This window comes from Bradyrhizobium sp. 172, assembly GCF_023101065.1.
In the GTDB taxonomy this organism is placed as follows: Bacteria; Pseudomonadota; Alphaproteobacteria; order Rhizobiales; family Xanthobacteraceae; genus Bradyrhizobium; species Bradyrhizobium canariense_D.
In genome coordinates this window covers 3,911,768-3,934,285 of record NZ_CP064701.1, presented here as the reverse complement: position 1 = coordinate 3,934,285, position 22,518 = coordinate 3,911,768, and the positions used below count along the sequence as shown (strand labels likewise).

The 22,518-nt window shown below is 63.8% G+C and carries 28 protein-coding genes and 1 tRNA gene; 21 read left to right on the top strand and 8 right to left on the bottom strand.

Annotated features, from left to right (window positions below):
* The first annotated feature begins 144 nt into the window (after positions 1 to 144).
* Complete coding sequence (locus IVB07_RS19045) at positions 145 to 1,533, top strand: hypothetical protein (protein ID WP_247336719.1); 1,389 nt, start codon at positions 145 to 147, stop codon at positions 1,531 to 1,533.
* A gap of 110 nt (positions 1,534 to 1,643) precedes the next feature.
* Positions 1,644 to 2,024 carry a hypothetical protein gene (locus IVB07_RS19040; protein ID WP_018457946.1) on the top strand — a complete coding sequence of 127 codons (381 nt, stop codon included), beginning with the start codon at positions 1,644 to 1,646 and terminating at the stop codon, positions 2,022 to 2,024.
* On the opposite strand, the gene IVB07_RS19035 is transcribed toward IVB07_RS19040, so the two are convergent.
* On the bottom strand, positions 1,984 to 3,543 hold the full coding sequence (locus IVB07_RS19035; protein ID WP_039800292.1) for a beta-1,6-glucan synthase: 1,560 nt from the start codon (positions 3,541 to 3,543) through the stop codon (positions 1,984 to 1,986). The genes IVB07_RS19040 and IVB07_RS19035 overlap by 41 nt on opposite strands.
* Before the next feature lie 329 nt (positions 3,544 to 3,872).
* On the opposite strand from IVB07_RS19035, the gene IVB07_RS19030 reads away from it, so the two are divergent.
* From IVB07_RS19030 to IVB07_RS19000, 7 genes are all read left to right on the top strand, one after another.
* A complete protein-coding gene (locus IVB07_RS19030) occupies positions 3,873 to 4,478 on the top strand; it encodes a beta-1,3-glucan biosynthesis protein (RefSeq protein ID WP_018457948.1) in 606 nt (201 codons plus the stop codon).
* A gap of 214 nt (positions 4,479 to 4,692) precedes the next feature.
* Positions 4,693 to 7,368, top strand: coding sequence for a glycosyltransferase (locus IVB07_RS19025; protein ID WP_018457949.1), 2,676 nt, complete (start codon positions 4,693 to 4,695; stop codon positions 7,366 to 7,368).
* Positions 7,369 to 7,683: 315 nt separating this feature from the next.
* Positions 7,684 to 7,759, top strand: a tRNA-Lys gene (locus tag IVB07_RS19020).
* A 674-nt stretch (positions 7,760 to 8,433) separates the two neighbouring features.
* On the top strand, positions 8,434 to 8,790 hold the full coding sequence (locus IVB07_RS19015; protein WP_018457951.1) for a hypothetical protein: 357 nt from the start codon (positions 8,434 to 8,436) through the stop codon (positions 8,788 to 8,790).
* Positions 8,791 to 8,903: 113 nt separating this feature from the next.
* Positions 8,904 to 9,287, top strand: coding sequence for a hypothetical protein (locus tag IVB07_RS19010; protein WP_018457952.1), 384 nt, complete (start codon positions 8,904 to 8,906; stop codon positions 9,285 to 9,287).
* Between the two features lie 47 nt (positions 9,288 to 9,334).
* Entirely contained in the window at positions 9,335 to 9,526 is a 192-nt protein-coding gene (locus IVB07_RS19005) for a hypothetical protein (RefSeq protein WP_018457953.1), read from the top strand.
* A gap of 69 nt (positions 9,527 to 9,595) precedes the next feature.
* Positions 9,596 to 9,778, top strand: a complete 183-nt coding sequence (locus IVB07_RS19000; protein WP_018457954.1) for a hypothetical protein — start codon at positions 9,596 to 9,598, stop codon at positions 9,776 to 9,778.
* An 83-nt stretch (positions 9,779 to 9,861) separates the two neighbouring features.
* Here the strand turns inward: IVB07_RS19000 and IVB07_RS18995 are convergent, their stop codons facing one another.
* Positions 9,862 to 10,068, bottom strand: coding sequence for a hypothetical protein (locus tag IVB07_RS18995; protein ID WP_026233466.1), 207 nt, complete (start codon positions 10,066 to 10,068; stop codon positions 9,862 to 9,864).
* 694 nt (positions 10,069 to 10,762) lie between these two features.
* A complete protein-coding gene (locus tag IVB07_RS18990) occupies positions 10,763 to 11,425 on the bottom strand; it encodes a hypothetical protein (RefSeq protein WP_018457956.1) in 663 nt (220 codons plus the stop codon).
* Positions 11,426 to 11,913: 488 nt separating this feature from the next.
* Between IVB07_RS18990 and IVB07_RS18985 the strand changes: the two genes are divergently transcribed.
* The 4 genes from IVB07_RS18985 (at position 11,914) to IVB07_RS18970 (ending at position 13,394) form a co-directional block, all read left to right on the top strand.
* A complete protein-coding gene (locus tag IVB07_RS18985; protein ID WP_018457957.1) occupies positions 11,914 to 12,084 on the top strand; it encodes a hypothetical protein in 171 nt (56 codons plus the stop codon).
* Positions 12,085 to 12,392: 308 nt separating this feature from the next.
* On the top strand, positions 12,393 to 12,635 hold the full coding sequence (locus IVB07_RS18980) for a hypothetical protein (RefSeq protein ID WP_026233467.1): 243 nt from the start codon (positions 12,393 to 12,395) through the stop codon (positions 12,633 to 12,635).
* Positions 12,636 to 12,756: 121 nt separating this feature from the next.
* The gene (locus tag IVB07_RS18975) at positions 12,757 to 12,996 is read left to right on the top strand and encodes a hypothetical protein (protein ID WP_026233468.1); all 240 of its coding nucleotides are present in this window, start codon (positions 12,757 to 12,759) and stop codon (positions 12,994 to 12,996) included.
* A 104-nt stretch (positions 12,997 to 13,100) separates the two neighbouring features.
* Positions 13,101 to 13,394, top strand: a complete 294-nt coding sequence (locus tag IVB07_RS18970) for a hypothetical protein (RefSeq protein WP_018457960.1) — start codon at positions 13,101 to 13,103, stop codon at positions 13,392 to 13,394.
* Position 13,395: 1 nt separating this feature from the next.
* On the opposite strand, the gene IVB07_RS18965 is transcribed toward IVB07_RS18970, so the two are convergent.
* Together IVB07_RS18965 and IVB07_RS18960 are read right to left on the bottom strand one after the other, a co-directional pair.
* Positions 13,396 to 13,782, bottom strand: a complete 387-nt coding sequence (locus tag IVB07_RS18965; RefSeq protein ID WP_026233469.1) for an NUDIX hydrolase — start codon at positions 13,780 to 13,782, stop codon at positions 13,396 to 13,398.
* A 145-nt stretch (positions 13,783 to 13,927) separates the two neighbouring features.
* Positions 13,928 to 15,037: an AI-2E family transporter gene (locus IVB07_RS18960; RefSeq protein WP_026233470.1), complete on the bottom strand. Its 1,110-nt coding sequence runs from the start codon at positions 15,035 to 15,037 to the stop codon at positions 13,928 to 13,930.
* 141 nt (positions 15,038 to 15,178) lie between these two features.
* On the opposite strand from IVB07_RS18960, the gene IVB07_RS18955 reads away from it, so the two are divergent.
* The 4 genes from IVB07_RS18955 (at position 15,179) to IVB07_RS18940 (ending at position 18,344) form a co-directional block, all read left to right on the top strand.
* Positions 15,179 to 15,400 (top strand): hypothetical protein, encoded by a 222-nt coding sequence (locus IVB07_RS18955; protein WP_018457963.1) that lies wholly within the window; start codon positions 15,179 to 15,181, stop codon positions 15,398 to 15,400.
* Positions 15,401 to 15,555: 155 nt separating this feature from the next.
* Positions 15,556 to 15,783 (top strand): hypothetical protein, encoded by a 228-nt coding sequence (locus tag IVB07_RS18950; RefSeq protein ID WP_018457964.1) that lies wholly within the window; start codon positions 15,556 to 15,558, stop codon positions 15,781 to 15,783.
* A 118-nt stretch (positions 15,784 to 15,901) separates the two neighbouring features.
* Positions 15,902 to 17,950, top strand: coding sequence for an acetoacetate--CoA ligase (locus IVB07_RS18945; RefSeq protein ID WP_018457965.1), 2,049 nt, complete (start codon positions 15,902 to 15,904; stop codon positions 17,948 to 17,950).
* Between the two features lie 91 nt (positions 17,951 to 18,041).
* Positions 18,042 to 18,344: a hypothetical protein gene (locus tag IVB07_RS18940; RefSeq protein ID WP_026233471.1), complete on the top strand. Its 303-nt coding sequence runs from the start codon at positions 18,042 to 18,044 to the stop codon at positions 18,342 to 18,344.
* 3 nt (positions 18,345 to 18,347) lie between these two features.
* On the opposite strand, the gene IVB07_RS18935 is transcribed toward IVB07_RS18940, so the two are convergent.
* A complete protein-coding gene (locus IVB07_RS18935; RefSeq protein WP_026233472.1) occupies positions 18,348 to 18,584 on the bottom strand; it encodes a hypothetical protein in 237 nt (78 codons plus the stop codon).
* A gap of 337 nt (positions 18,585 to 18,921) precedes the next feature.
* Positions 18,922 to 19,209, bottom strand: coding sequence for a hypothetical protein (locus tag IVB07_RS18930; protein ID WP_247767773.1), 288 nt, complete (start codon positions 19,207 to 19,209; stop codon positions 18,922 to 18,924).
* 187 nt (positions 19,210 to 19,396) lie between these two features.
* On the opposite strand from IVB07_RS18930, the gene IVB07_RS18925 reads away from it, so the two are divergent.
* The 3 genes from IVB07_RS18925 (at position 19,397) to IVB07_RS18915 (ending at position 21,019) form a co-directional block, all read left to right on the top strand.
* Positions 19,397 to 19,984, top strand: a complete 588-nt coding sequence (locus tag IVB07_RS18925; protein WP_018457969.1) for a formyltransferase family protein — start codon at positions 19,397 to 19,399, stop codon at positions 19,982 to 19,984.
* Between the two features lie 200 nt (positions 19,985 to 20,184).
* A complete protein-coding gene (locus IVB07_RS18920) occupies positions 20,185 to 20,529 on the top strand; it encodes a hypothetical protein (protein ID WP_018457970.1) in 345 nt (114 codons plus the stop codon).
* Entirely contained in the window at positions 20,474 to 21,019 is a 546-nt protein-coding gene (locus tag IVB07_RS18915; RefSeq protein ID WP_026233473.1) for a hypothetical protein, read from the top strand. Before IVB07_RS18920 ends, IVB07_RS18915 begins: the two co-directional genes overlap by 56 nt.
* A gap of 51 nt (positions 21,020 to 21,070) precedes the next feature.
* On the opposite strand, the gene IVB07_RS18910 is transcribed toward IVB07_RS18915, so the two are convergent.
* Complete coding sequence (locus IVB07_RS18910) at positions 21,071 to 21,469, bottom strand: RidA family protein (RefSeq protein WP_018457972.1); 399 nt, start codon at positions 21,467 to 21,469, stop codon at positions 21,071 to 21,073.
* A 150-nt stretch (positions 21,470 to 21,619) separates the two neighbouring features.
* Here IVB07_RS18910 and IVB07_RS18905 point away from each other — a divergent pair, with 150 nt between their 5' ends.
* Positions 21,620 to 22,495 carry a DMT family transporter gene (locus tag IVB07_RS18905; protein WP_085353150.1) on the top strand — a complete coding sequence of 292 codons (876 nt, stop codon included), beginning with the start codon at positions 21,620 to 21,622 and terminating at the stop codon, positions 22,493 to 22,495.
* Positions 22,496 to 22,518 lie beyond the last annotated feature (23 nt).

Genomic DNA, 22,518 nt, shown 5'->3' with positions numbered 1-22,518 from the left:
GCGCCAGCGGGCGACGGGCCGCCCTCATCAGCTATCGCCTTGCTACCCCCGCAAACGCCCGGAGTTCAAGTGCGACACGCTTTTCCTGTTAATGTTCCCTGATTGATTCGGGGAAGCCGGACAGGGGTTGGGCACTTAACGTTCATGGCAAAGGATTCCGACCCACTGGCGGATGCCTTCGGCGCCAAGGAGACCGGCGGGCTGTTCTCCGGACTTGTGGCCGAGGAGAGTTCGTTCGATCGCGGCATGATGTGGCGGCTGGGCTCATGGGGCGTGACGGCCGTCGGCGCCGTGGTGCTTGCCGTGTTCGCCAACCAGGCCCAGCTCGGCTGGCGGCGCGACCAGGTCGCATCCGCCGATCTCGCGCGCCAGGCCGACCGGCTCCGGATCCTGACCAAGGAGAGCCAGAACGAGGCCCGCCGGCTCGCCTCCGCCATCGAGACGCTGAACACCGATCGCGACCGGCTCTATTCGCGCGTCACCGTGCTGGAGCAAGGGCTCGATTCCGTGACCGGCGCCATCGCCAAGCAGACGACAACGCCGCCGCAGGCGTCCGTTGCGAAGCCGCAGGACGCGCCGGCCTTGATCGGCCCGCCGGCGCCCGGCATCGCGCAGGTCGCCTCGACACCGGCTCCGGCCAACGACAGGCCGCGCGCCGAGGCCGCAAAGGAGCCGTGGAGTCCGCCGCCGCAGAGCGCGGCCGCGGCCTCGCTGGTCGCGCAGTCGCCGGCGACGAATTCGGCACTGCCGATGCTTCCGTTGGTCCCATCCAAATCGATCATGGCGCCGCCCGATCCGGCCGCCCCGAAACTGGTTCAGCCCGAGGCCGCAGAGAAGGCGACCGAGAAGGCTGCCGAGACGAAGCCAGAACCGGCGCCCGCTCCGATCGAAGTCGCCGCGGCACCTGCCAAGCCGCCGGAGGCCGCCGAAAGCGAGGCTCCCGCGATCGCGGTCCAGCAGACGCGCTTTGCGATTGATCTCGGTGGCGCCAACTCGCTCGATGGCCTGCGCGCGCTGTGGCGCGGGGTCACCAAATCCAATCCCGAAATCGCAGCGCTGCGGCCGATCATCATGATCAAGGAAGGCAACACCGGCCTTGGCATGCAGATCCGCCTCGGCGCCGGTCCGCTGATCAATGCAGCGGCTGCAGCAAAACTCTGCGCCGGCCTCGCCGAGAACGACCGCCACTGCGAGACCACCGTGTTCGACGGCCAGCGGCTGTCAATGCGCGGCGGCCAAGAGAAGAAGCAGGACAAGGGGCAAGACAAGACCCAAGACAAGACCCAAGACAAGACGCAAGACAGGGTTCAGGAGAAGAACTCCGACAAGAACCAGGACTCGGTGCCGCAAGCCGAGACCGCCCCGGCGCCCGCGCCGGCCGCCAAGCCGGACAAGCATCGCCGCAGCTATTCCTCAAAACGCTCGTCGAAGCGCGAGGAGCCCGCGCCTGCTCCTGCGGCGCAGCCGGCCGCACAGCCGAAGCCGGAGACGGCGTCGGCGGGATCGACGCTGTCGTCGTTCTTCAGAAGGTAGCTTACCTCGCGGCAATTCATCAGCGTAATGGGTGAAGGATCTCACGCAGGTCGCGAGAAACTTGCGCCTCCCCTGTTGCCCCGTTCCACCATCCCGACCATATTGCCGCCATGACAAAAAAGCCCTTCCGCCTCACGCCCTATCAGGTGCAGTTCCTAATCGTCGTCGGCTTCGCCAGCGTCGGCTATGCGCTCTATCTGCGCTATCTCGGAATCGAAAACTCGCAGGTCGGTCTCGCCTGCGACGCCGGGCTTCAGACCCTGGTCTGCAAGGCGCGCTCGGTCTCGACCGTGCTGTTCAAGAATTCGGTGTTCGGCATCGTCGCGCTGGTGGTGGCAACGCTGAACCTGATGCGGCCGTCCATCGTGCTGCTCACCGCCGGCATCATCGCCGCGGGCCTTGGCATCGTGCTCTACAATGTCGTGCTGTCGGGCCTGGCGATCGGCCTGCTCATTCTTGGATTTGCTCGGCCCGCGCCCGCCACAGCGTGAGCGCGAACAAGAGATAGATCGCGCAGGTCCACAGCGACTGCCAATTGTCGCGGCCCTCGTTGAACAGCACATAGGCCGCCGACAGCGTCAGCACGCCGGCGAAGACCGATTCCGCGATCGGACGCTGGCCGATCTGCGGCCGGTTCAGCATCAACAGCGCAAACGGCACAACCGCCATCGTCAGCGCGGCGTAAGGGAAATCCTTGTAGCGCGGGTCGAACACGAATCCGAGCGCGGTCTGCGCCGCGATGACCGCCGTCACTGCCAGCGTCAAGCCGAGCACGGCGGTGAGCTTCGACCATTTCCGGCCCTCGCGCGGACCAAGCAGATCGAGGAAGGTCGGAAGGCTGCGGCCGATCACCATCGCCTGCGCGCAGAAGATCGGCGACAGGATGCCAGCCGCGAGCAGCGCGCCCCACAGCAGCCAGCCGCCGATGCCGTAGCTCTCGTAGTACATCTTGTCGGCGCCGATCCCGAGCAGAATGCCGGCCGAGGTTGCCGAGATCGCCACGCCGAGCCAGGACGAGAAGCGCGGCGTCCACGGTCTGCGCCGCAACGTCAGGCCCGCGACCGCGAACACCAGCACGGAGAGGCCCATGCCGGCGGCCATGTACCATTTCCAGTACGGGAAATTGCTGATCGGCTCGCCCGGCGGATATTTCAGGCCACGGCGCACCGAGTCATAGAGGCCCCAATAGCCGCCGACGGTGCCTTCCAGTTTGCGCTTCCACGGCTGGTCGTAGGACTCGATCAGATTGACGCGGAATTTCTGCGCTTTCGCCAGACTCAGGATCTCCGAGACCACGCGCGCCTGGTTGGTGCGCGACGGCAGCGCGCCATCTCGCATGCGCCCTTCGCTCGGCCAGCCGGTTTCGCCGATCAAAATCTCCTTGCCGGGAAATGCGACCGCCATGCGCTCGCGGATCTGTTCGACATGGGAGGCGGCGAACTTGGCCCGCACCGGATTGTCTTCCCAATAGGGCAGGATGTGGATCGTGACGAAGTCGACGGCGTCATAGATCTCGCGATTCCTGAGCCAGAACTCCCAGACATCGGCATAGGTGACGGGCACGCTGACCTGCGCCTTCACCGAGCGGATGATGGAGACGAGGTCCGCGGTCGTCATCTCGCCGCGCAGCAGCACTTCGTTGCCGACGATGATGCTGGTGATGATCCCGGGGAAATCCTTGGAAAGGCGAATGGCGAGCGCGGCCTGCTCGAAATTCTTGGTGCGGTTGCTGGAGAGCCAGATGCCCTGGAGCACCTTCAGCCCGCCGATCCGGGCCGCGATCGCCGGCACCTGGTCGAGCCCGTTCTCCATCGAATAGGTGCGGACGCAGTCGGTGATCTCCTTGAGCTGGCGCAGGTCCTGCTCGATCTGATCGGCCTCGATATGAGTCCATGCGTTCAGCGGCGACTGCTCGCCGCGGAACGGCGCGTAGGAGACGCATTGGACCTTGTCGGCGGGATCGATCGGGGCGCGCGCGAGCGAGATCGGCGTGGCAAGCCACCACCACACGGCAGCGATCGCACCCAATGAAACGAGCAGAAGCGCCAGTGGCGTACGAAGAGAAATCGGTTCCGTCCTCCGCGAAGGGCCGTCGATTACCTGCTAGCACGCCGTCTGCCAAGGGGGTGACTCCGTTATGGATCCATCCCTCCCCTGAGGAATTTACCTGCGGCCGTTCGACCGAGGCCTAGGATCGTGACTTTGCTGGACAAAATTCCAGATTCAGGCCATGGACTGGGGAGGACTTTTCCGCCGCATTGGAGACCCATTTGGACGCCATCACCGAGCGCGTCCGCGAAGGTCCTGACGCGGACGGTCAGTGATATATTGGGGAATTCATGCGGCAACGGGTGTTCGAGTTACGAAATGCGGTCCTGCGGCAGTTCGCCGCCACCTTGGCCGTTTCTTCCCTTGTCATCCTGATGGGTATCGGCCTGATGGGTATCGGCGCGGCCTCCGCCCAGAGCGGCACGCCCGCCCCCGACCAGAGCAAGGCAGCCGCCCAGCCCGCCGACACGGCCAAGGATGCCGCTCAGAATCAGCGCCGCACCGACGAATTCGCCGAAGCAGCCCAGGTCATCAGCGGCCCGGCCGGCAACCCCGAATGCGTCTGGCTCGGCCGCCGCGTGGTGCGGCTGATGTGGCGGGACGACCTCGATACCGCATTCCGCCATCTCGACCTCTATGACCGTTTCGGCTGCCCCGGCGGCCACATCCAGGCCGCCTTCCGCTGCCTGACCCGCTTCGGCGGCCAGATCGATCCCAAGGTCGCCGAAACCCTGGACAGCCGTGTGCACGCTTGCTGGATCAACCCGGCGTCGCAGCCGCAGCAGGCGGCGGCCGCGGCCTCGCAGCCGGCCGCGCCCGCATCGGGCAATGCGCAGCCGCAGCCGGCCGCGAGCCCCTCGCCGGCGGCAAGCCCGTCACCGGCGCCCCCGAAATAGCCGCGATTGTTTCAGCCTCCGTTCAGGAACGATCGGCGATAGAAGCAATTGGCACTGCTGCGAATTTCGAAATGTGCATGCCCTCATTCGGTCATGAGGCGATGACAGTTGTGAAACCGCGCGGCAGAGGTATGCTCCATTTGCCGCGGACTTGGTCGGATCTCGGGGTCGGATCCGCTTCCCTGCCCCCTCAGCCCCTTTTGGTTTAGCCGCGATGCGGGTTGTCGCCGCCGTTCTGTTGCTTGTGTCCGCGCTCCACGCCGGCCTCTGGGGAGTCTTGCGCGACAAGGAACCCGCGCCCGACTTCAAGGGCCTGCTGCCCAGCGTCTCCTATGCCCCGTTCGAGGGCTCGGCTCATCCTGATATCGACAACATTCCGACGGTGGAGAAAATCCGCGCCGACCTGAAGACGCTGTCGACGATGACGCGCGCGATCCGCCTTTATTCGTCCACGGGCGGCGTGGAACTGGTGCCGCCGATCGCGGCGGAGTTCGGCCTCAAGGTCACCGTCGGCGCGTGGATCGACAAGGACAAGGATCGCAACGAGCGCGAGATCAAGGCCGCCATCGAGCTCGCGCGCAAGAACAGCAACGTCAACGGCGTCGTCGTCGGCAACGAGGTGATCTACCGCGGCGAGCAGAAGGTCGAAGACCTCATCGAGATGATCAAGAAGGTCAAGGGCGCGGTCCGCGTACCCGTCACGACCGGTGAGATCTGGAACATCTGGCGCGACAATCCCGACCTCGGCTCCAACGTCGACTTCATCGCCGCCCACGTGCTGCCCTATTGGGAAAACTTCCGCTCGGATCAGGCGGTCGACCAGGCCGTCGACCGCTACAATCTGTTACGCAACCTGTTCCCCGGCAAGCGCATCGTGATCGCCGAATTCGGCTGGCCGAGCGCGGGTTACAATTTACGCAACGCCGACCCCGGTCCGTTCCAGCAAGCACTGACCTTGCGCAACTTCGTCAGCCGCGCCGACGCCATCGGCATGGAATACAACATCGTCGAGGCCATCGATCAGCCCTGGAAATACTTCGAAGGCGGCGTCGGTCCGTACTGGGGCATCCTCAACGCCAGCCGCGAGCCGAAATTTGCCTGGACCGGCCCGGTGCAAAATCCCGATTATTGGAAGCTGATGGGTGTGGCGCTCCTCGTCGGTATCCTGCTGTCGCTGCCAATCCTGCGGCTGCAGCAGCCGACGGCGAAGCAGGCGTTCCTGCTGTCGGCCACCGCCAACGGCGTCGGCGCCTGGGCTGCCACCGTGTTCGCGTTCTGGAACGGGCACTATTTCATCTTCGGCTCGGCCTTCGCGCTCACGCTCGGCATGATCCTGCTTGTTCCCCTCGTGCTGATCGCGATGGCGCGCATCGACGAGATCGCGGCCGTCGCGTTCGGCCGGCCGCCGCAGCGGCTGCTCACGAAAGGCAAGCCGGTCGAGGACGTGCCCGAGAATTATTGCCCGAAGGTCTCGATCCACATCCCCGCTTATTTCGAGCCGGTCGAGATGCTCAAGCAGACGCTCGATGCGCTGTCGCGGCTGAACTATCCGAACTACGAATGTGTCGTCATCATCAACAACACGCCGGACCCTGCCTTCTGGCAGCCGATCCAGGATCATTGCCGCACGCTCGGTGAACGCTTCAAGTTCATCAACGCCGAGAAGGTGCAGGGCTTCAAGGCCGGTGCGCTGCGCATCGCGATGGACCGCACCGCCGTCGACGCCGAGATCATCGGCATCCTCGATGCCGACTACGTCGTCGATCCCGACTGGCTGAAGGACCTCGTGCCGGCGTTCGCTGATCCCAGCGTCGGCCTGGTGCAGGCGCCGCAGGAACATCGCGACGGCGACCTGTCGATCATGCACTACATCATGAACGGCGAATATGCCGGGTTCTTCGACATCGGCATGGTCCAGCGCAACGAGACCAACGCCATCATCGTGCACGGCACGATGTGCCTGATCCGCCGCGCCGCGATGGACATGGCCGGCGGCTGGTCGTCCGACACGATCTGCGAGGACAGCGATCTCGGCCTTTCGATCCAGCAGCTCGGCTGGACCACGCACTACACCAACCACCGCTACGGCCAGGGCCTGCTCCCCGACACCTACGAGGCCTTCAAGAAGCAGCGTCACCGCTGGGCCTATGGCGGCCTCCAGATCGTCAAGAAGCACTGGCGGAACTTCCTGCCCGGACGGAGCCGGCTGACGCCCGACCAGAAGCGCGAATATGGCCTCGGCTGGCTGAACTGGCTGGGTGCCGAAAGCCTCGGCGTCGTCGTGGCGCTGCTCAACCTCGTCTGGGTGCCGATCGTCGCCTTCGCCGACATCGCCATCCCCGACAAGATCCTGACGCTGCCGATCATCGGCGCCTTCATCGTCTCGCTCGTACACTTCTTGTCGATGTACCGCGCGCGCGTCGCGATCAAGCCCGGCCAGATGCTGGGCGCGATGATCGCGGCGATGAGCGTGCAGTGGACGGTGTCGCGCGCGGTGGCGCAAGGACTGATCACCGAGCACATCGCGTTCGCGCGCACCTCCAAGGGCGGCCTGTCGAGGATGTCGATCGAGTTCCAGGCGTTCTGGGAGGCCGTGATCGGCGCCCTGCTCCTGATCGGTGCCGGCGTGCTGGTGGCCTCCAACAGCTACCGCCAGATCACGGAGATCTACATCTTCGCCGGCGTGCTGGTGCTGCAGAGCCTGCCGTTCCTGGCCGCGGTCGCCATCGCCATCCTCGAGCTCAGCCGCATCAACTCGTTCCAGTTCTGGCGCGACAGCGCGATCCGCACCGCCGAGCTGATCGGCTTGCGCCCGGTCGCGCTACCCACCCCCGCCGGCACGCCGCAGCAAGTGCCGGTGCCGAGCGAGGTCCGGCGGGAAGCGAACTGACGGGGCTCCGAGCGTGGCATCCGTCCCGTGGGCGGACGTCGCGGCTTCTTCGGCGTGGATGACGGCCGCCATTCGGGTTGAAAATCCCGGCTCAAGCATTGGAAACGGCGAGCGAATTCCCGCTGTTGCCTTCAAGTTCGGCAACCACCCGAGCTATTGACCTCCGCGCCCCATCCCCCTACACAGCGCGGGCCGAAAGCATGATCCGGAAACAGCCGGTTTTTCCGCAACGCTTGCGTCGATGTGGCGGCAAGACATGCTTTTCCAAATGACCGAAGACGATGGCTATTTCTGTGAAGCCATCAGCGGCCATGGGAGCGCGTAGCTCAGCCGGTAGAGCACGTGACTTTTAATCACGGGGTCCTGGGTTCGAGCCCCAGCGCGCTCACCAACACAATGAAGCAGTAATCCCAAACGCAACTTCGACAGAAAGCTCCATGTCGGCACTGTGTCGGCAGCTGAATTGCCGCTGCCGACGCGTCCTGCCGCCGCAAACGAGCGGCGCTTTGATGTCGGCGCTTGCCGACGAGACTCTTCCGGAAAGCTGGTGTGCCCAAAGCCATTCCGCCCCAAATAGGCCGCCTCAGTTGCCGCTCTCTCAGACGGTGCCGACGTCCCGCACGCCGGGCTCCGCCTCGTCACCGGAGCCAGAGAACAAGTAAAGTAAGGCGGCGCCGGTCGTCCCCGCCTTAAGCGCGCAATCTTGATTTGGGCTCTCTCCCCGGCGACAGGCCAATCCTATATGATAGCCAACGGACCATCGGCAGGAGCCACTCCATGCTTGCCTCAATCATGTTTGGCTTGGTCATTGTCACCCTGATGATGTGGTGTGGGCGCGTGACCGCCAATTTCGCGGCACAGAGAGGCCGGTCTAGGCGCATTTGGTTCATCTGGGGAGCGCTGCTGTTTCCACTGTTTCCGGCTCAATGGTTCGTCTTGGGACTTCTGCCAAAGAAGTAAGGCCGCTTCTCAAACGTCCGCCTCTTTCATTTGCCTATCGGCCTGAGTTCCGGGCGGAACGAACGGACAGTCGAACGATTGCTCCTCTTGAGTAGGAGTTGCGTCATGCGTCATGCGCCGTCGATTGTGCCGCTGGATCGGCTCGACCGGGAGATTTACCTGGTACTGGAAGACTTCGGCGCGCGCGCCGGCTGCTCCTGGCGCGAGGCCGACGAGCAGGATACCGACGTCGAGACCATCATCCGCGACCTACTCTCCGGGCAGTACGCGTATCCCGTCCGTATCGTCGCCTTCAACGCCATCGAGGGCTGGTCTCGCGATGCCACCAGCGAGATCGCAGATGAGCTTGCCGAGCGTGTCACGAGTAGCGAGATCACGCCGGCCTTGCAGGCCTTCGTCCAAGCAAATGCTTCCCGACCTTTTGCTGTACAACTGGCGCTTCCTCTACGGGGGGCCGCCTGAGTTCAATCTGTGATCGTGATGTTGCGTGGGGATTGCGGTGCCAGTGCACTAAACAGGCACAGCCATCGGAGGTTCGCGCTTCCCTTCGGCATGATTTTTTGGTACCAAATAAAATGAAACCAGCAAAAAAGATTCGTGCCAAAAAGCATCGCGGCCGCCCCGCTACTGGTCAAGGCGTCCAGATCGGCACGCGCTGGCCGGAGGCGACTGTCGCTCAGATCGACGCATGGGCGTCGGGGCAGGAAGACACTCCGGCTCGCTCTGAATCCATCCGTCGGCTGGTTGATATTGGCTTGGGCAAACCCGCCTCCGCCCTCGCGGTTACGTCTACCGCCAAGGCCTCGTCCGAGCGGGCTCGGGAAATGGCGGGTAATGCGATCGACAAGCTCAAAGACAACAAAGCGAGCCCGGATGACCAGGCCAGCCGCAAGCGGCGGCTCGTCAAGGGACCCGAGGAATTCCAGAATGTTCGACGCGACCGGCCAAATCGAAAATGAATTGACCGGCGCCCGCCTGGTCAATCTCGCCTGAAGGCAAAAAGCAAATGATCAAACCCAAACGGTCGGCCGCGCAACAAGTCGCGGACGAAGCCGATCGAAGGACCCTCAATCCGATAGGATCGAGACAGACAATAGCGGACAGCCAAGCCACTCCGGAGTTTCAGGAAAACCTCAAACGCCTGAAGTCCGAGCGGCTGGAGCGTGAGGCTAGACTGAATCCGAAGCGCAAGGTCTGATTTGAGCTTATCGACCCTTCGCCTCGCCTGGCTGGGCCGGTCAGGCGAACGGGCCGCGTCGGATGGCGGGTGCAGAAGGTCATGGGAATGTTGAACCGACGGTGGATGATCTTCCTGCTGGTTTCCGTGGTGATTGTTTGCTCGATCTTCGCAGGCGCTCGGTACTATCTGAGCAAATGCCATGGCATGGATGCGTGCGCGGCCGCCGAAGCCGAGAGCCATGAGCGAGACAAGCCAACCGAGCCACAATAGTTTTCGGGTGAAAAGCCGGCTGCGGAGGCGGATGAAGCCACCGGCGAGTTCGCGAACGAATGGCAGTCGACCGCGATGACCGCCTACACCACGCCGCCGAAGTCGATGCCTTCCTTGGCGAGCGCCTCGGCTTCCTCGGCGGACGCTGTCGGCTTCGTGTCGAGATAGGGACGCTCAGTCGCCGGCATTATCGTGCGGATGTTTTGGCCGTCTGTCCGCGTGATGCGAGCAACCCAGCGCTTGGGCCCGTGCTCGACTTGCTGGATGTGGTACTGCTTATAGGTAATCATGACTCACGGACGCAACTGACGCTAACGGCGGCTCCCTTTATATCCAACGGCACGCCGCCGAACAACGATTTCCTAAAGTGAGGTTAAGATCGCCGGCGTGAACCCGTTCAGCGATCATTCAGCCGCTCAGGCGTAGGCATAGTGCGATTGGGAGAAGTCCGATGATCGGTGCAGTTGTGGCAACCTTGCTGGCTCTACAGCTCGGTGAGGTTCATCAGGTTCAATACCGTGTCCCTGTGCACCCACCGCCGTGCGGCCACGGCTGGGACGTCAGCGCCCGCGACGGCATGTGCTACCCCAACGGCTACTTGCCGCCGCAAGAACAGGCCGCACGGCAGTACTATGGAGGCGGTAGAAGCTATGGCCACTATCCCGTTCCTTGCGGAAACGGTGCCGATATCGATACCCGCGACGGCCAGTGTACCCGACCGGAACGGTTCCGCCGCAGTTTCAACAGGGCCGGCAAGGCTATTACGGCGATGACTATTACGAGCGCCGTCCGCGGCGTCGTTACTATTGAACGGCCCCTCAGGGCAAACCGGCGGGCCCCTGGTCGCTTCTTAGGATCCGGTGACAGTGCCGGAGCGCACTGTCACCAGCATTCCGTAGTTCCAAGTCGGGTAAAAAGCCGCGCTCACGTTAGCCCGCCAAGTGAGCGCGGACAAAGTCTCAGATCACCTGCCTGACCCTATCTTCAGCTCTCCGGGCCCGAAACTGTGGCAGGCACGCTCAACGGCGCTCCTCCAACTGAAACGGGACCTGCAGATTTCGACTGCCGAACGATCCGCTTGCGCATCGCTGCGGACAGTCCATAGCGCGCATGCGCTCTTCGAACGGAGGACGTGACGTCCGACATCATGGCATTTTGCAGCGAGTCGATCTTCGCAATCAGCGTGGACAGCTGCGAAGATACCTTCCTCACATCGACCCGTTCATCCGTGATGCTCTGCCGGAGCGAAAGCAGCACCATCGAATCCGCCTGCAGCACAGCCGCGTTTTGTTGCAAGGCCTGATTGCTCTCCTGCAGCGAAGCCGTGTGTTGCTGCTGGGTCGACTGAATATCCTTCAAGGCCGCGACAACCGGATCCGGCTTTGGCGCTGAAGCCTCTTGGCGCGGGAGCAGATCAGCCAGGCTGCTCAGATTCAGCGATGGCAGGCCGGACGGCCATGTGTAGATCGCCGCCGCGCCGTTGATGGCCAGGGCACACACCGACAGCGCCATGACCGACGTCCGGCCGGACCGCTTGATCGGTTCTGGCGCGTCCAAGCTTGCGGGTTCGCCGGCGGCGATGGCCGCAGCCAGTGCTGCAGGGTCGAGCTGTTCGACAAGGCCTTGCGTTTCGAAAGTCGCGGTCATGGCATTGACCCCAAATGAGCGAGCAACAGGAAGCCGTCGCCGGAACGTCCTCGCGACAGCTCCCTTACGCAGCACCCATCTACAACTGTCTAAAATTGTGGGCTTTTCAGCTTAATTCCACGTTAGCGGCCGCGGCCTGCTGCAGACCCCGGCCATCCCGGCCGACTACGGGGTCGTGCGAGGGTCATGACAGGCAGGCCGGTGCGCGAGCTCCTCCCGATCCCGGGAAGCCGCCCTGGTCCGAAGCGGATTTTCCGAAGTTGGCAGACTACCCCTGTTTTGCCCGACGCGTCAACCGGCGTCTCCGCCGGATGCAGGACCGCCATGTGCCAAAAAGAAAGCGTTGCGCCAGCGGGACTTAGCTACTGTGCATGGGGTTGTTTTGGCGATTTTGGCCATCGCCTGCTCGTGCGCCGGGCCCCTGTCCCAAAAGCCGCGAGACAACCCGCTCAAAAAGTGTAGGATTCGACAAAACAGGGAGGAGCGGCATGTTTGAAATCAGCGGTTTCGACACGGCAGGAATCGTCAGCCTCAAGCGGCTGTCACTCGCCGCCGCCCTCAAGAAGGCCAAGGAGCTCATCGCCGACGGATGCTGGGGCGTTCAGGTGATTGGTCCGGGTGGCCAGGTCTACACCTCGTTCGAGGAGCAAGCCGCGTAGTCGCCCGCCTTCGGCATCATTCGAAAAGCACCCGACCGATCGCGCGCCGCGCGGTCTGGCCGTTGCGGTGATAGACGTGAAAACCCCAGCGCCTGGTGGAGCGCTGGGGCGTTTTCAAAATATCATTTGGTCAAGCAATGAGGCCTTCGTAGCAGCGATCTCGACCATCGCTTGTGAACTGCTTCACACGGCCTTCGATCTTTCCACATCTTGACGAGGCTCAACTGCCGCGCGCCGTGCCGTTGCCAATCAACTCGTTTGGGAGCACGCTCTCTCCAGGCGCGCAGACGCCGCTCAGGGAGAAAGCCATGAAGGACACGGGCCTGGATCATCGCCACCGCGACAAGGATGGCGCGATCAGCAAGAAGCACGGCAACACGCTGGTCGGTACGTTGCGCAAGATCTACGGCAAGGGTTTTGCTGCCGGTTATCCGGATACGACTGAACTCAGCGAGGTCTTGCATCAGCTGAACGAGACATCGCTCAGCCAGTTGCGGCGCGATCACGACACCGGGCATCTCAGCCACAAGATCGACCACGTCCCGAAGTGATGGACGTCACGAGTCCCAACTTCAGGTAGTTGAATCAACTGGGCTGCCGGGCGTCTCGGCGAACTTGCCGTTTGAGCCCTCGCCGCCCGAGCGCTAGGATGAGCCTTTTACGGAGGCTCATTTGAAACAGTTCATGATCATCACCGCCATTGCACTCGCCGTGACGGCTCCCGCCCGCTCGCAGGCTCTCGTCGATCCCAACAAGGTTGCTCCCGAATATCGCGAGGCGGCCGAGAAGCGGCGGGCCGAGCAGATGCGGCAGCGCGAATGCGCGCTGAAGGCGGATCTCGAGAAGGTGCTGCCCAGGGATCGCACCGTCTATCTCAACCATTGCCTGGACACGATGGCGGCCAAGCAATAGCGCCTGATCGAGCGGCTTGAAGTCGCCGACGCGTTCAAGCTTTCTTCAGACATTTGGGATCACCTGACGATCCATTTTCATCAGTCATTGTCGATCGACCGCGCATGAGTTTCGTCCAGATTCAGTGCACGCGCTGCAAGACCGTATTCCGCGACCGCGCGGGACGGTTGCAGGACGGCTATTCCAGGCAATGTCCGAGCTGCGAGGTGGTGCTGTTCTTCGCGGAGGATTCACCGAACCCTCAGGTCAAGCAGGCCATGAAGCGCGCGCGCAAGGCTCGCAAGGAGCAGCGCGAAGCCGAAATGGCCAGAATGTCCGCGCCGCAACCGCGCGCCAATTTTTCGCGGGCCCACACCGGACGGATACAGCTCTCGTCGGAGGACGACGAGGAGGCCTAGCTCACCCGCGCTTCCGCGGAAACAGGCGGTCGCGGATATAGCGCGAGGTCGGCGTTAGGCGGATGCCGCGCGGCTTCTGCCAGACGGCGCGGTCGATCTCGTGCTTGTCGCCGATCGCGAGCCTGCCCTTGGCGCCCTTGGCGATGAAGATCGCGTCGCTCATCTTGCGGCCGGAACGCTTGTTCCTGGCCGTCACTTCCTTCCAGAGGCTGATCCGGCCGAGCTTCAGCTTGGGCAGCTCTTCCTTGATCTCCCGCCGCAGGCAGTCCTTGTCGGACTCGCGCGCGCGCTTGCGGCCGCCCGGAAACATCCACAGGCCGTCCGACCGGCGTCTGACCAACAATACCTTGCCGCGCTTGGCGGCAACCAGTTTGGAAGACTTCGCCATGTCCGCCGTAATCGAAAATAGAATCGAGCCCATGGTAACTTGTCTAGTCGGATAGACAAGTTCCGGATGGATCTTGATCACCCGGGCCAAGGCCGTCAGATCTGATTAAACCCGGCAGGCCGATCCCGCCGTTCGAGGCGCCAGATCAGCCCTCGCCCGCCGCTGTGCCCGCCCTTGCCCCCGCCTCTGCCCGGTCCTCCGTCCTGATCCAGGCCATCATCATCTCCCAGGCCACCGACAGGATGATCGGGCCGATGAACAGGCCGACGATGCCGTGGGCGAGCGTGCCACCGATCACGCCGACGAAGATGACGATGGTCGGCGTGGTCAGGCCGCGCCCCATCACCAGCGGCTTCAACATGGTGTCGAGGAAACCGACGAGGACGAGAAACACGGTGAGCAGCAGCGCGGTGGTGACGTCCTTGGCGGTCCAGATCCAGATGATCACCGGCAGCAGCACCAGGAAGGCGCCGATCTGCACGATCGAGAGCAGCAGCACAATGAAGGCGAGCAGGCCGGCGCTCGGCACCGCGGCAAGCTTGAAGCCGATGCCGGCGAGCAATGCCTGCACGATCGCGACGCCGATCACGCCTTGCGCCACGGCGCGGATGGTCGCGCCCGCGAGCCCCAGGAAATGCTCGCTCTGTTCGGGCACGATGCGAAACAGGAAACCGCGGCCGGCCGCAACCAGCCGCGGCCCGTGCGGAAACAGGAAGCCGGCCACGAACACCGAGACCAGGAACTGGAGCGTGCCGACGCCGGCATCGCCCGCGAGCGACAAGAGCGGTCCCGCCAGCGGCTGGAGATACGGCGCCACCTCGCGGAGCACTGCGCGGATGTTGTTGTAGGCCTGCTCCCAGAGGTCGAATAACCAGGGGCCAACGACCGGCCACGACTTGAGCTGCTCCGGCGCCGATTGAAGCGCGAGGTCGCCGGTGCCGAGCTGGTGCGCCAGCTCGCGCACTCCGTCCACTGCGCTGATACCGAGCCAGGTCGCAGGACCGATGACGATGCCGAGCGTGATCAGGGTCAGGATCGCCGCTGCGGTCTTGGGCCGGCCGCCGAGGATCTTGGCGACCCAGCTGAAGGCCGGGTAGAACGCGACCGCGAGCACGCCGCTCCAGGCAAGGATCGGCACGAAGGGGCGGATGATCAGCAAGGTCCAGATGATCAGCAGGCCGAGCAGGCCGACGCGGATCACGAGCTGGATGATGTCCTCGCCCGTCAGGAGCTGACGCAGACTTTTCACGGGCACGGCTTTCCTTGCGGCATTGACGCGGGTTCCGGCACTTGCGCGGCCCCGCGTTATTGCCAGCCGCGCACCCGGCGTCAAGACGACCGGGCCGGCACGAGCCGGCGATTAGGAACGCATCGGGCCATTCTGCATTCCGAGACGATGGCACGCCGCCCCAGAGAGCCCGTCGCACACGCGGGAATTCACCGCGGCATCCGCTTTTCGCTGAAGCCAAACGGCGCACCGGGCTATTGGCGCTACGCCTATGCCGTCGGCGACAGGGCCCGCACCGGGCGCGTGCAAGGCAGGCTGCCGTTGCTCGCCATCAGGCGCGTTCAGATGTGCATCGACCGGGACATGCGAAGCATCCGGACCGGCGATTGATCTTGCGGCGGCGCCGTGGGCGAGCGCCGGCAAGGTGCGCGACGTGATGCCGGCTTGGCTAACGGTGATTAACCGGATTTCGGCCGACCGGTTTACGTCGATGCAAAGGCGTGCACCTACGCTTCCATCGAGGTCCCTCAAACCACTTCGGTGCAATGGCCAATACCATCTGGACGATCGAAGAATTCACCTGCGCGGGTTGCAGCATGAACTACACGGCGACAAGGGAGGAGCACGCCGAAGCGCATTCCGGCACCTTCAAGTGCAGCATCTGCAGCGGCGTGGTGCACACATGGTCCGGCAAACATCATTTCTTCGGCTGGGAAGCGGTGAAAACCAAGCCACCCGTGTTCGGAAGGCGTTGGGCCGGAGCCGGCGGGTAGACTGCTTCCACCGGACCCAGACCAGCTACTCCCGTCAACGCCCCCTGCCCGAACTGCGGCTTCTGCTACTCTGCGGCAACGGTTAAACTCTCCGCCCCGCAACTGAAGCCGACACGCAATGACCTCACCCTTCGTTCCCCAGATCGCCCTTTACCGCACCTGGCTCGCCGAGAAGCGCGGCCTCAACTTCGACAGCTACGAGGAGATGCGGCAATGGTCGGTGCGCGATCTCGACGGGTTCTGGCACGCCATCTGGGACTATTACGATCTGCAATCGCCGACGCCGTTTGCCGCCGTGATCACCGAGCGCAAGATGCCCGGCGCGCTCTGGTTTCCCGGCGCGCAGGTCAACTATGCCCGGCAGGTGTTCCGCCACGTGGACGCGGCTGACGCCGCCGGCCTGCCCGCAATCGTCAGCTGTGGCGAGGACGGCAGGCTTTGCGAGACGAGCTGGCCGGAGCTGCGGCGCAAGGCGGCTGCGCTCGCGCTGCATCTGAAAGAAAAAGGCATCAAGCCCGGCGACCGCGTCGCCGCCTATCTGCCCAACATCCCCGAGACCATCATCGCATTCCTGGCGAGCGCCAGCATCGGCGCGATCTGGAGCCTGTGCGCGCCCGACATGGCCGCGCCCGCCGTGATCGACCGCTTCAAGCAGATCGAACCGAAAGTACTGATTGCCTGCGACGCCGTCACCTATGCCGGCCGCCGGCACGATCGCAAAGACGTCCTCGCCGAGCTGCGGCGGTCGCTGCCGACGGTCGAGCACGTCATCCTGCACAGCGAGGCCGCCGCGCCCGCAGCGGCCGACGCCCTGCTCTCCGAAATTAGCGCAACAACCGGCGCGGAGATCGACGCGTTCGAGCCGGCCTGGCTGCCGTTCGATCATCCGCTCTGGATCGTCTATTCCAGCGGTACCACCGGCCTGCCGAAGCCAATCGTGCACGGCCATGGCGGTATCATCATCGTGGTGCTGGCGCTGCTCGGCCTGCACAACGATCTTGGCTGCTCCTACCACGAGAACTCGTTCGGCGAGCGCTATCACTGGTACTCTTCGACGGGCTGGATCATGTGGAACAGCCAGGTCGGCGGCCTGCTCAGCGGCACCACCTGCTGCATCTTCGACGGCAGCCCCGGCGGCGCCAAGGACAAACCAGACTGGACCACGCTGTGGCGCTTCGTCGCGCAGTCGAAAGCGACCTTCTTCGGCGCGGGCGCCGCGTTCTTCGCCAACTGCGCCAAGGCCGAGGTCGACCTCGTCGCCGCCGGTGATCTCTCACAGCTTCGATGTCTCGGCTCGACCGGCTCTCCGCTGAGCGCCGACACCCAAGCCTGGTTCAACAACCGCTTCGCTGGCCTGTCGAAGACCAACGGCAGCAAGGCGCAGGCCGATATCTGGTGGGCCAACATCTCCGGCGGCACCGATTTCGCCGGCGCGTTCATTGGCGGCAATCGCGAACTGCCGCAGACGCCGGGCGCGATGCAGTGCCGTCTGCTGGGTGCTGCCGTGGAAGCCTTTGACGAACAGGGCCGCGCCGTCATCGGCGAGGTCGGCGAGCTCGTCTGCACCGAGCCGATGCCGTCGATGCCGCTCTATTTCTGGAACGACAAGGGCGGTGCGCGCTATCGCGCGAGCTATTTCGAGACCTATCCGGACAATTTCGACGGCACCGGCCGTGGGCCGGTGTGGCGGCATGGCGACTGGCTCAAGGTCGACCCGGACGGCTCCTGCATCATCTATGGCCGCAGCGATGCCACCATCAACCGGCATGGCCTGCGCATGGGCACGAGCGAACTCTATTCCGCGATCGAGGCCTTGCCGGAGGTGCTGGATTCCCTCGTCGTCGATCTCGAATATCTCGGCCGTGACAGCTACATGCCCCTGTTCGTGGTGCTGCGCGAAGGCGTCGCCTTCGACGGCGCGATGCAGGCGAAGATCAACAAGGCGATCGAGGCCGGCCTCTCGCGCCGATTCCTGCCCAACGAGATTTTTGCGGTCGCCGAAATTCCCCGCACGCTCTCGGGCAAGAAGCAGGAGCTGCCGATCAAGAAGCTGCTGCTCGGCCAGCCCGTCGAGAAGGTCATCAACCGCGAGGCGATGGCCAATCCCGCCTGTCTCGACTGGTATCTCGCCTTCGCACGCGACTATCTGGCGCGGAGCGAGACTTGAGGGAGATCGCCGCAATTGCGCCGATGCCGTTTGGACTCCGTTCACCGATCGCCGCTAGAGCAGGATGCATCTTCCGCAGCGAACGCGCGCCATGGCCGACCTCAACGCCGTCCTCTCCAGGCTGAACGACCGTCTGCTCCGCCTCGAGGGCGAGCTGTTCGTGCTGCGCTCGCTGGCCCGCGCGACGCTGACGGCGGGCGATGACCACGCGGCGCGAATGCGCAAGCTGGTCGAGGCCGCCAAGGTCGCGCTCGACGACGAGGCCACGCGTCCCCTCGACAAGCCGACGCGCAAATATGTCGATGCGGCGGCCGCGCTGGTGGAGGAATTGCTGGTCGAGCCGACCCAGGCGCGGCCGTTGTTCACCGTCATCGACGGTGGCCGGCGCGACTGAACGTCAAACTGGCCGTCCGTCGTCCGTCGCGGCGATATCGCCCGACTTGAGCCGGCTGAGGCCGGCTTCGATGATCGCGATCTCCTCGTCGATCTGGCCGATCGGCAGGCTGAAGTCGTAGCCGGACCTGCTCTTCAGATCGACTGCAAGCCGTTGCCTGTGCATCATCAGCTCGTCAAGGCCGCGCCGGTTCTTCAGCCGGACATAGACGTCGACGATCTGCTCAATCGCGCTCGGCATGAAATAGGTCCCGGCGAAAAAGCCCGCACGGCGCACCCGCGCCGGCGCGACAATCTCGGTGTCGCGGTACGCAATACAAATCCGCGACGGATTCGTCGATACGCCAAGCTGGTTGAGATCACGTTACCGTCAGATGATTTCGTGATGACCGAGCATGAAAAAGCCGCTGGCGATCACGCCAGCGGCCAAATCCGGGTTCGAAAACGGATGCGGGTTGAAATGTCGCCAGCCCCGGTCGGTCCACGTTCTAACGGCAAATCCTGGGTCTCTCTGTCAAAAACGAAACACAGGAACCGGCCGTCGGCACTCGCCGCACCACCGTGGCGGCGCGGCAACGCTAGTCTGTGCCGCAGAAATATTTGCGCGGCAGCCTGCGGTAGGCGCTGTAGCGGTAATGCGGCCGGTACGCGTAGCCGCGATAGAGCGCCGGCGGCTCCTGGCCGTAATAGGCGCCGTGATAAAAATTGGTGACCGGCCCTTCCGCGCAGCGATAGGTGTCCCAGGTCGGGCCGATGAAGGGCGCCACCCCGACCTCGGGCGGAACCACGGGATAGGGCTGTCCGCCAGCGCGCGCCGAAGTGGTTGCAACCAAGGCCGCGAGAAGGACAAACCACGCGCTCCGCATGCGTTCACTCCGAGCCGATGCCATGCGCATGGAAGCACCGGACCGGCCGACACCGCAATCGCGGAATTCATCGCGCAGCCTCGCCCGGCGCGTTGTTGATAACCGGCGCAAACCCAGCGCGGGTGGTGACAGGACGTCCGGACGTGTTATCGGGAGATGACGCAGTTGCGAGACGGATCGGACACCCATGCGCATTACTCTTGTCGGCTCCCGCCATTTCGGCGTGACCACCCTGAACATGCTCCGGGAGCATGGTGTCTCGATCGTGCGCGTCGTGGTGGCCGACGCCGAGGATCGTCTCGCCGCAACGGCCAAGGCGGCGGGCATCGACGTCGTGGTCCAGGCCAATCCCAAACTGGTGGTGGCCTCCGAGATCGCCCCCGACACCGATCTGATCGTCACCGCGCACAGCCACGCCCGGATCGGCAAGGACGCGCTTGAGGCAGCGAAGCTGGGCGGTATCGGCTATCATCCCTCGCTGCTGCCGCGTCACCGCGGCAAGGCGGCCGTGGAATGGACCATCAAGGAAGGCGATCCGATCGCCGGCGGCACGATCTATCACCTCGCCGACCGCATGGACGCTGGCGCCATTGCGGCCCAGGAGTGGTGCTTCGTCAAGAAGGGCGAGACGGCGCGGGAACTGTGGGAGCGCGCGCTCGCCCCGCTCGGGCTCAAATTGCTGGCCGACGTGATCGACTATGCCAAGGTCCACAAGGCGCTGCCGTCCAAGACTCAAGACGAGCAGTTCGCGACTTCAGCGCCAAGTCTTTCCTGAGGCCCTTTATCCTGAGTCGATCTCCTGACGTTTACTCTTAACGTAACGGGGCATTGATTTTGCTTCAAGAATCCCAGCTTGAAACCCAAATAAACCATTGTTCCCACAGGAACAATTTTCGATTTGGCACTGCACCAAATTTCCGTCACATTTGGCCCGAATAAGGGTCAGCATATCAGACAAATTCAAGGACGGATTTTATGCGTTTTGCTCGCATTGCGGCGTTCTGTGCCGCCTCAGTTACCACCCTCGCCGCGCCCGCCTTTGCCCAGACCCCCTATGACGGCAACTGGCACGTCACCATCGTCACCAAGAGCGGCACCTGCGAGCCGACCGCGAGCTCCTTGCTGACGGTTGCCGACGGCAAGATCACCGCGCCCGGCGCTAACGTTTCCGGCACCATCGGCAGCGGGGGACTTGTGAAAGTTTCGATCAATGGTGCATATGCCAACGGTCAACTCAGCGGCAACGCCGGATCGGGGAAGTGGAATGGAGCATCTGCAGGCATACCGTGCAGCGGGCGGTGGGAAGCATCGCGCCAATAGAAAAATCGTGACGAGCGGTGTGGGCCGGCGGCTGCTGATCGCGGCCGCCGTTATGTTTGCCGCCGGAATTGCAAACTCCGAGAGCAAGGCCCAGTCCGGCCCGTTCGCCCCGCTGGCCGGCAGCTGGAGCGGCTCAGGCACGGTCACCCTGGATGACGGCTCGACCGAACGGATCCGCTGCCGGGCGAAATACGCTCCGATCGGACCGACCATGGAGTTGTCTCTGACCTGCGCCAGCGACGCCTACAAGTTCAACCTCGGCGCCAACGTCAAGGCTGAAGGCAGCGCCATCGCGGGCAGCTGGTCCGAGGCCAGCCGTAATATCAGCGGCTCCCTTTCGGGTCGCGGGGCCGGCGGAAACTATGAGCTGCTCGCCTCCACTGCCGGCTTCAACGCCAACATTTCGCTGAAGACGTCCGGCAACAAGCAGAACGTCACGATGCGCGCCGACAGCCAGTTCCGCGGCGCCAACATCTCGCTGTCGCGCTAAGCCGATACGAGTAGATTGACAATCGACCCGGCGATCTCGCCGGGTCGATTTTTATGTGCCCGGCACGAACGCCGTGACCTCGATCTCGACCTTGGCCCGGTCATCCACGAGGCCGCCGATGTAGAGCAAGGTCGAGGGCGGGAAATTGCGCCCCAGCGTTTCCTTCCAGGCCGCGCCGATGCCGGCCCCGGCTGCCTCATATTCGCTGCGGCTGGTCAGGTACCAGGTCAGGCGGACGATATGCTCGGGGCTGGCGCCGGCCTCGCCCAGGAGCTTGATGATCCGCTTCAGCGCGGTCCCGACCTGCGCTGCCATGTCAGGCGCGTAATTGCCGGTCTCGTCGCCGCCCGTCTGCCCGGCCAGCACCACCCAGCGGCCCGGCCCCTCGACCACGACACCATGGGAAAAGCCGCGCGGTTTTTTCCACTCGGCCGGCTGCAAGATGTGCATGAGCGAAGATCTCCCGATTGTTCTCGTTGTTCACTGATGCCTTAGCACGGCGCCCTGCATCGCTGCACCGGCAGATTTGACCGTTGCAAACGGCGAGGATGTCGCCGATACCGGCCTTCCCTCAAGACCTCGCCTCTCACACCCGCGCCGATGAACACGACACCGTCCAAAACGATGGCTGCCCTGTGGATGGCCGGCTGGCTGTCGCTGATGCTGGTCATGGCGGTCGCCGGACGCGAGACCACGCGCGAGCTGAATGTATTTCAGATCATGGAAGTGCGTTCGCTGCTAGGATTCCTGTTGCTTTCGCCGTTCATCTATCGGGCCGGCGGCTTCAAAGTGCTCAGGACGTCGCGCCTGCCGCAGCACATCGGGCGCAATTTGGTGCACTATGTTGCGCAGCTCGGCTGGTTCTTCGCGCTGACGCTGATCCCGATCGGCCAGGTGGTGGCAATCGAGTTCACCATGCCAATCTGGACGGCGCTGCTCGCAGCGAGCCTTCTCTCCGAGCGCATGACGCCGTGGAAGATCGCCGCCATCGCGCTTGGCCTTTTCGGTGTGATCGTCATCGTCCGACCCGCCACCGGCGAGATCAATCCCGGTCAACTCATCGCACTCGGCGCCGCCATGGGCTTTGGCGTGTCCATGGTGCTCGTCAAATCGCTGACCCGCACCGAAAGCGCGCTGTCGATCCTGTTCTGGATGCTGGTGGTGCAATCGGTCGCAGGCTTCATTCCGACGCTGTTCGTCTGGACGTGGCCCTCCGCCTACGTCTGGGCGTGGGTCGGCGTGATCGGCGTCTGCGGCACGTTTTCGCACTACTGCCTCGCCAGCGCGATGCGCTATGCGGATGCGACCATCGTTGTTCCCATGGACTTCCTGCGAGTTCCATTGACCGCGACCGCTGGCTGGCTGCTGTATTCGGAGCGGCTTGACACCTGGACGGTGGTCGGCGCCGCGCTGATCCTGTTCGGCAATCTCCTGAATCTAAAGCCAGCTCCGGCAGATCCTGCTCCCGCGCGCTGAACCTCGCGCCGCCTCGCGCGACA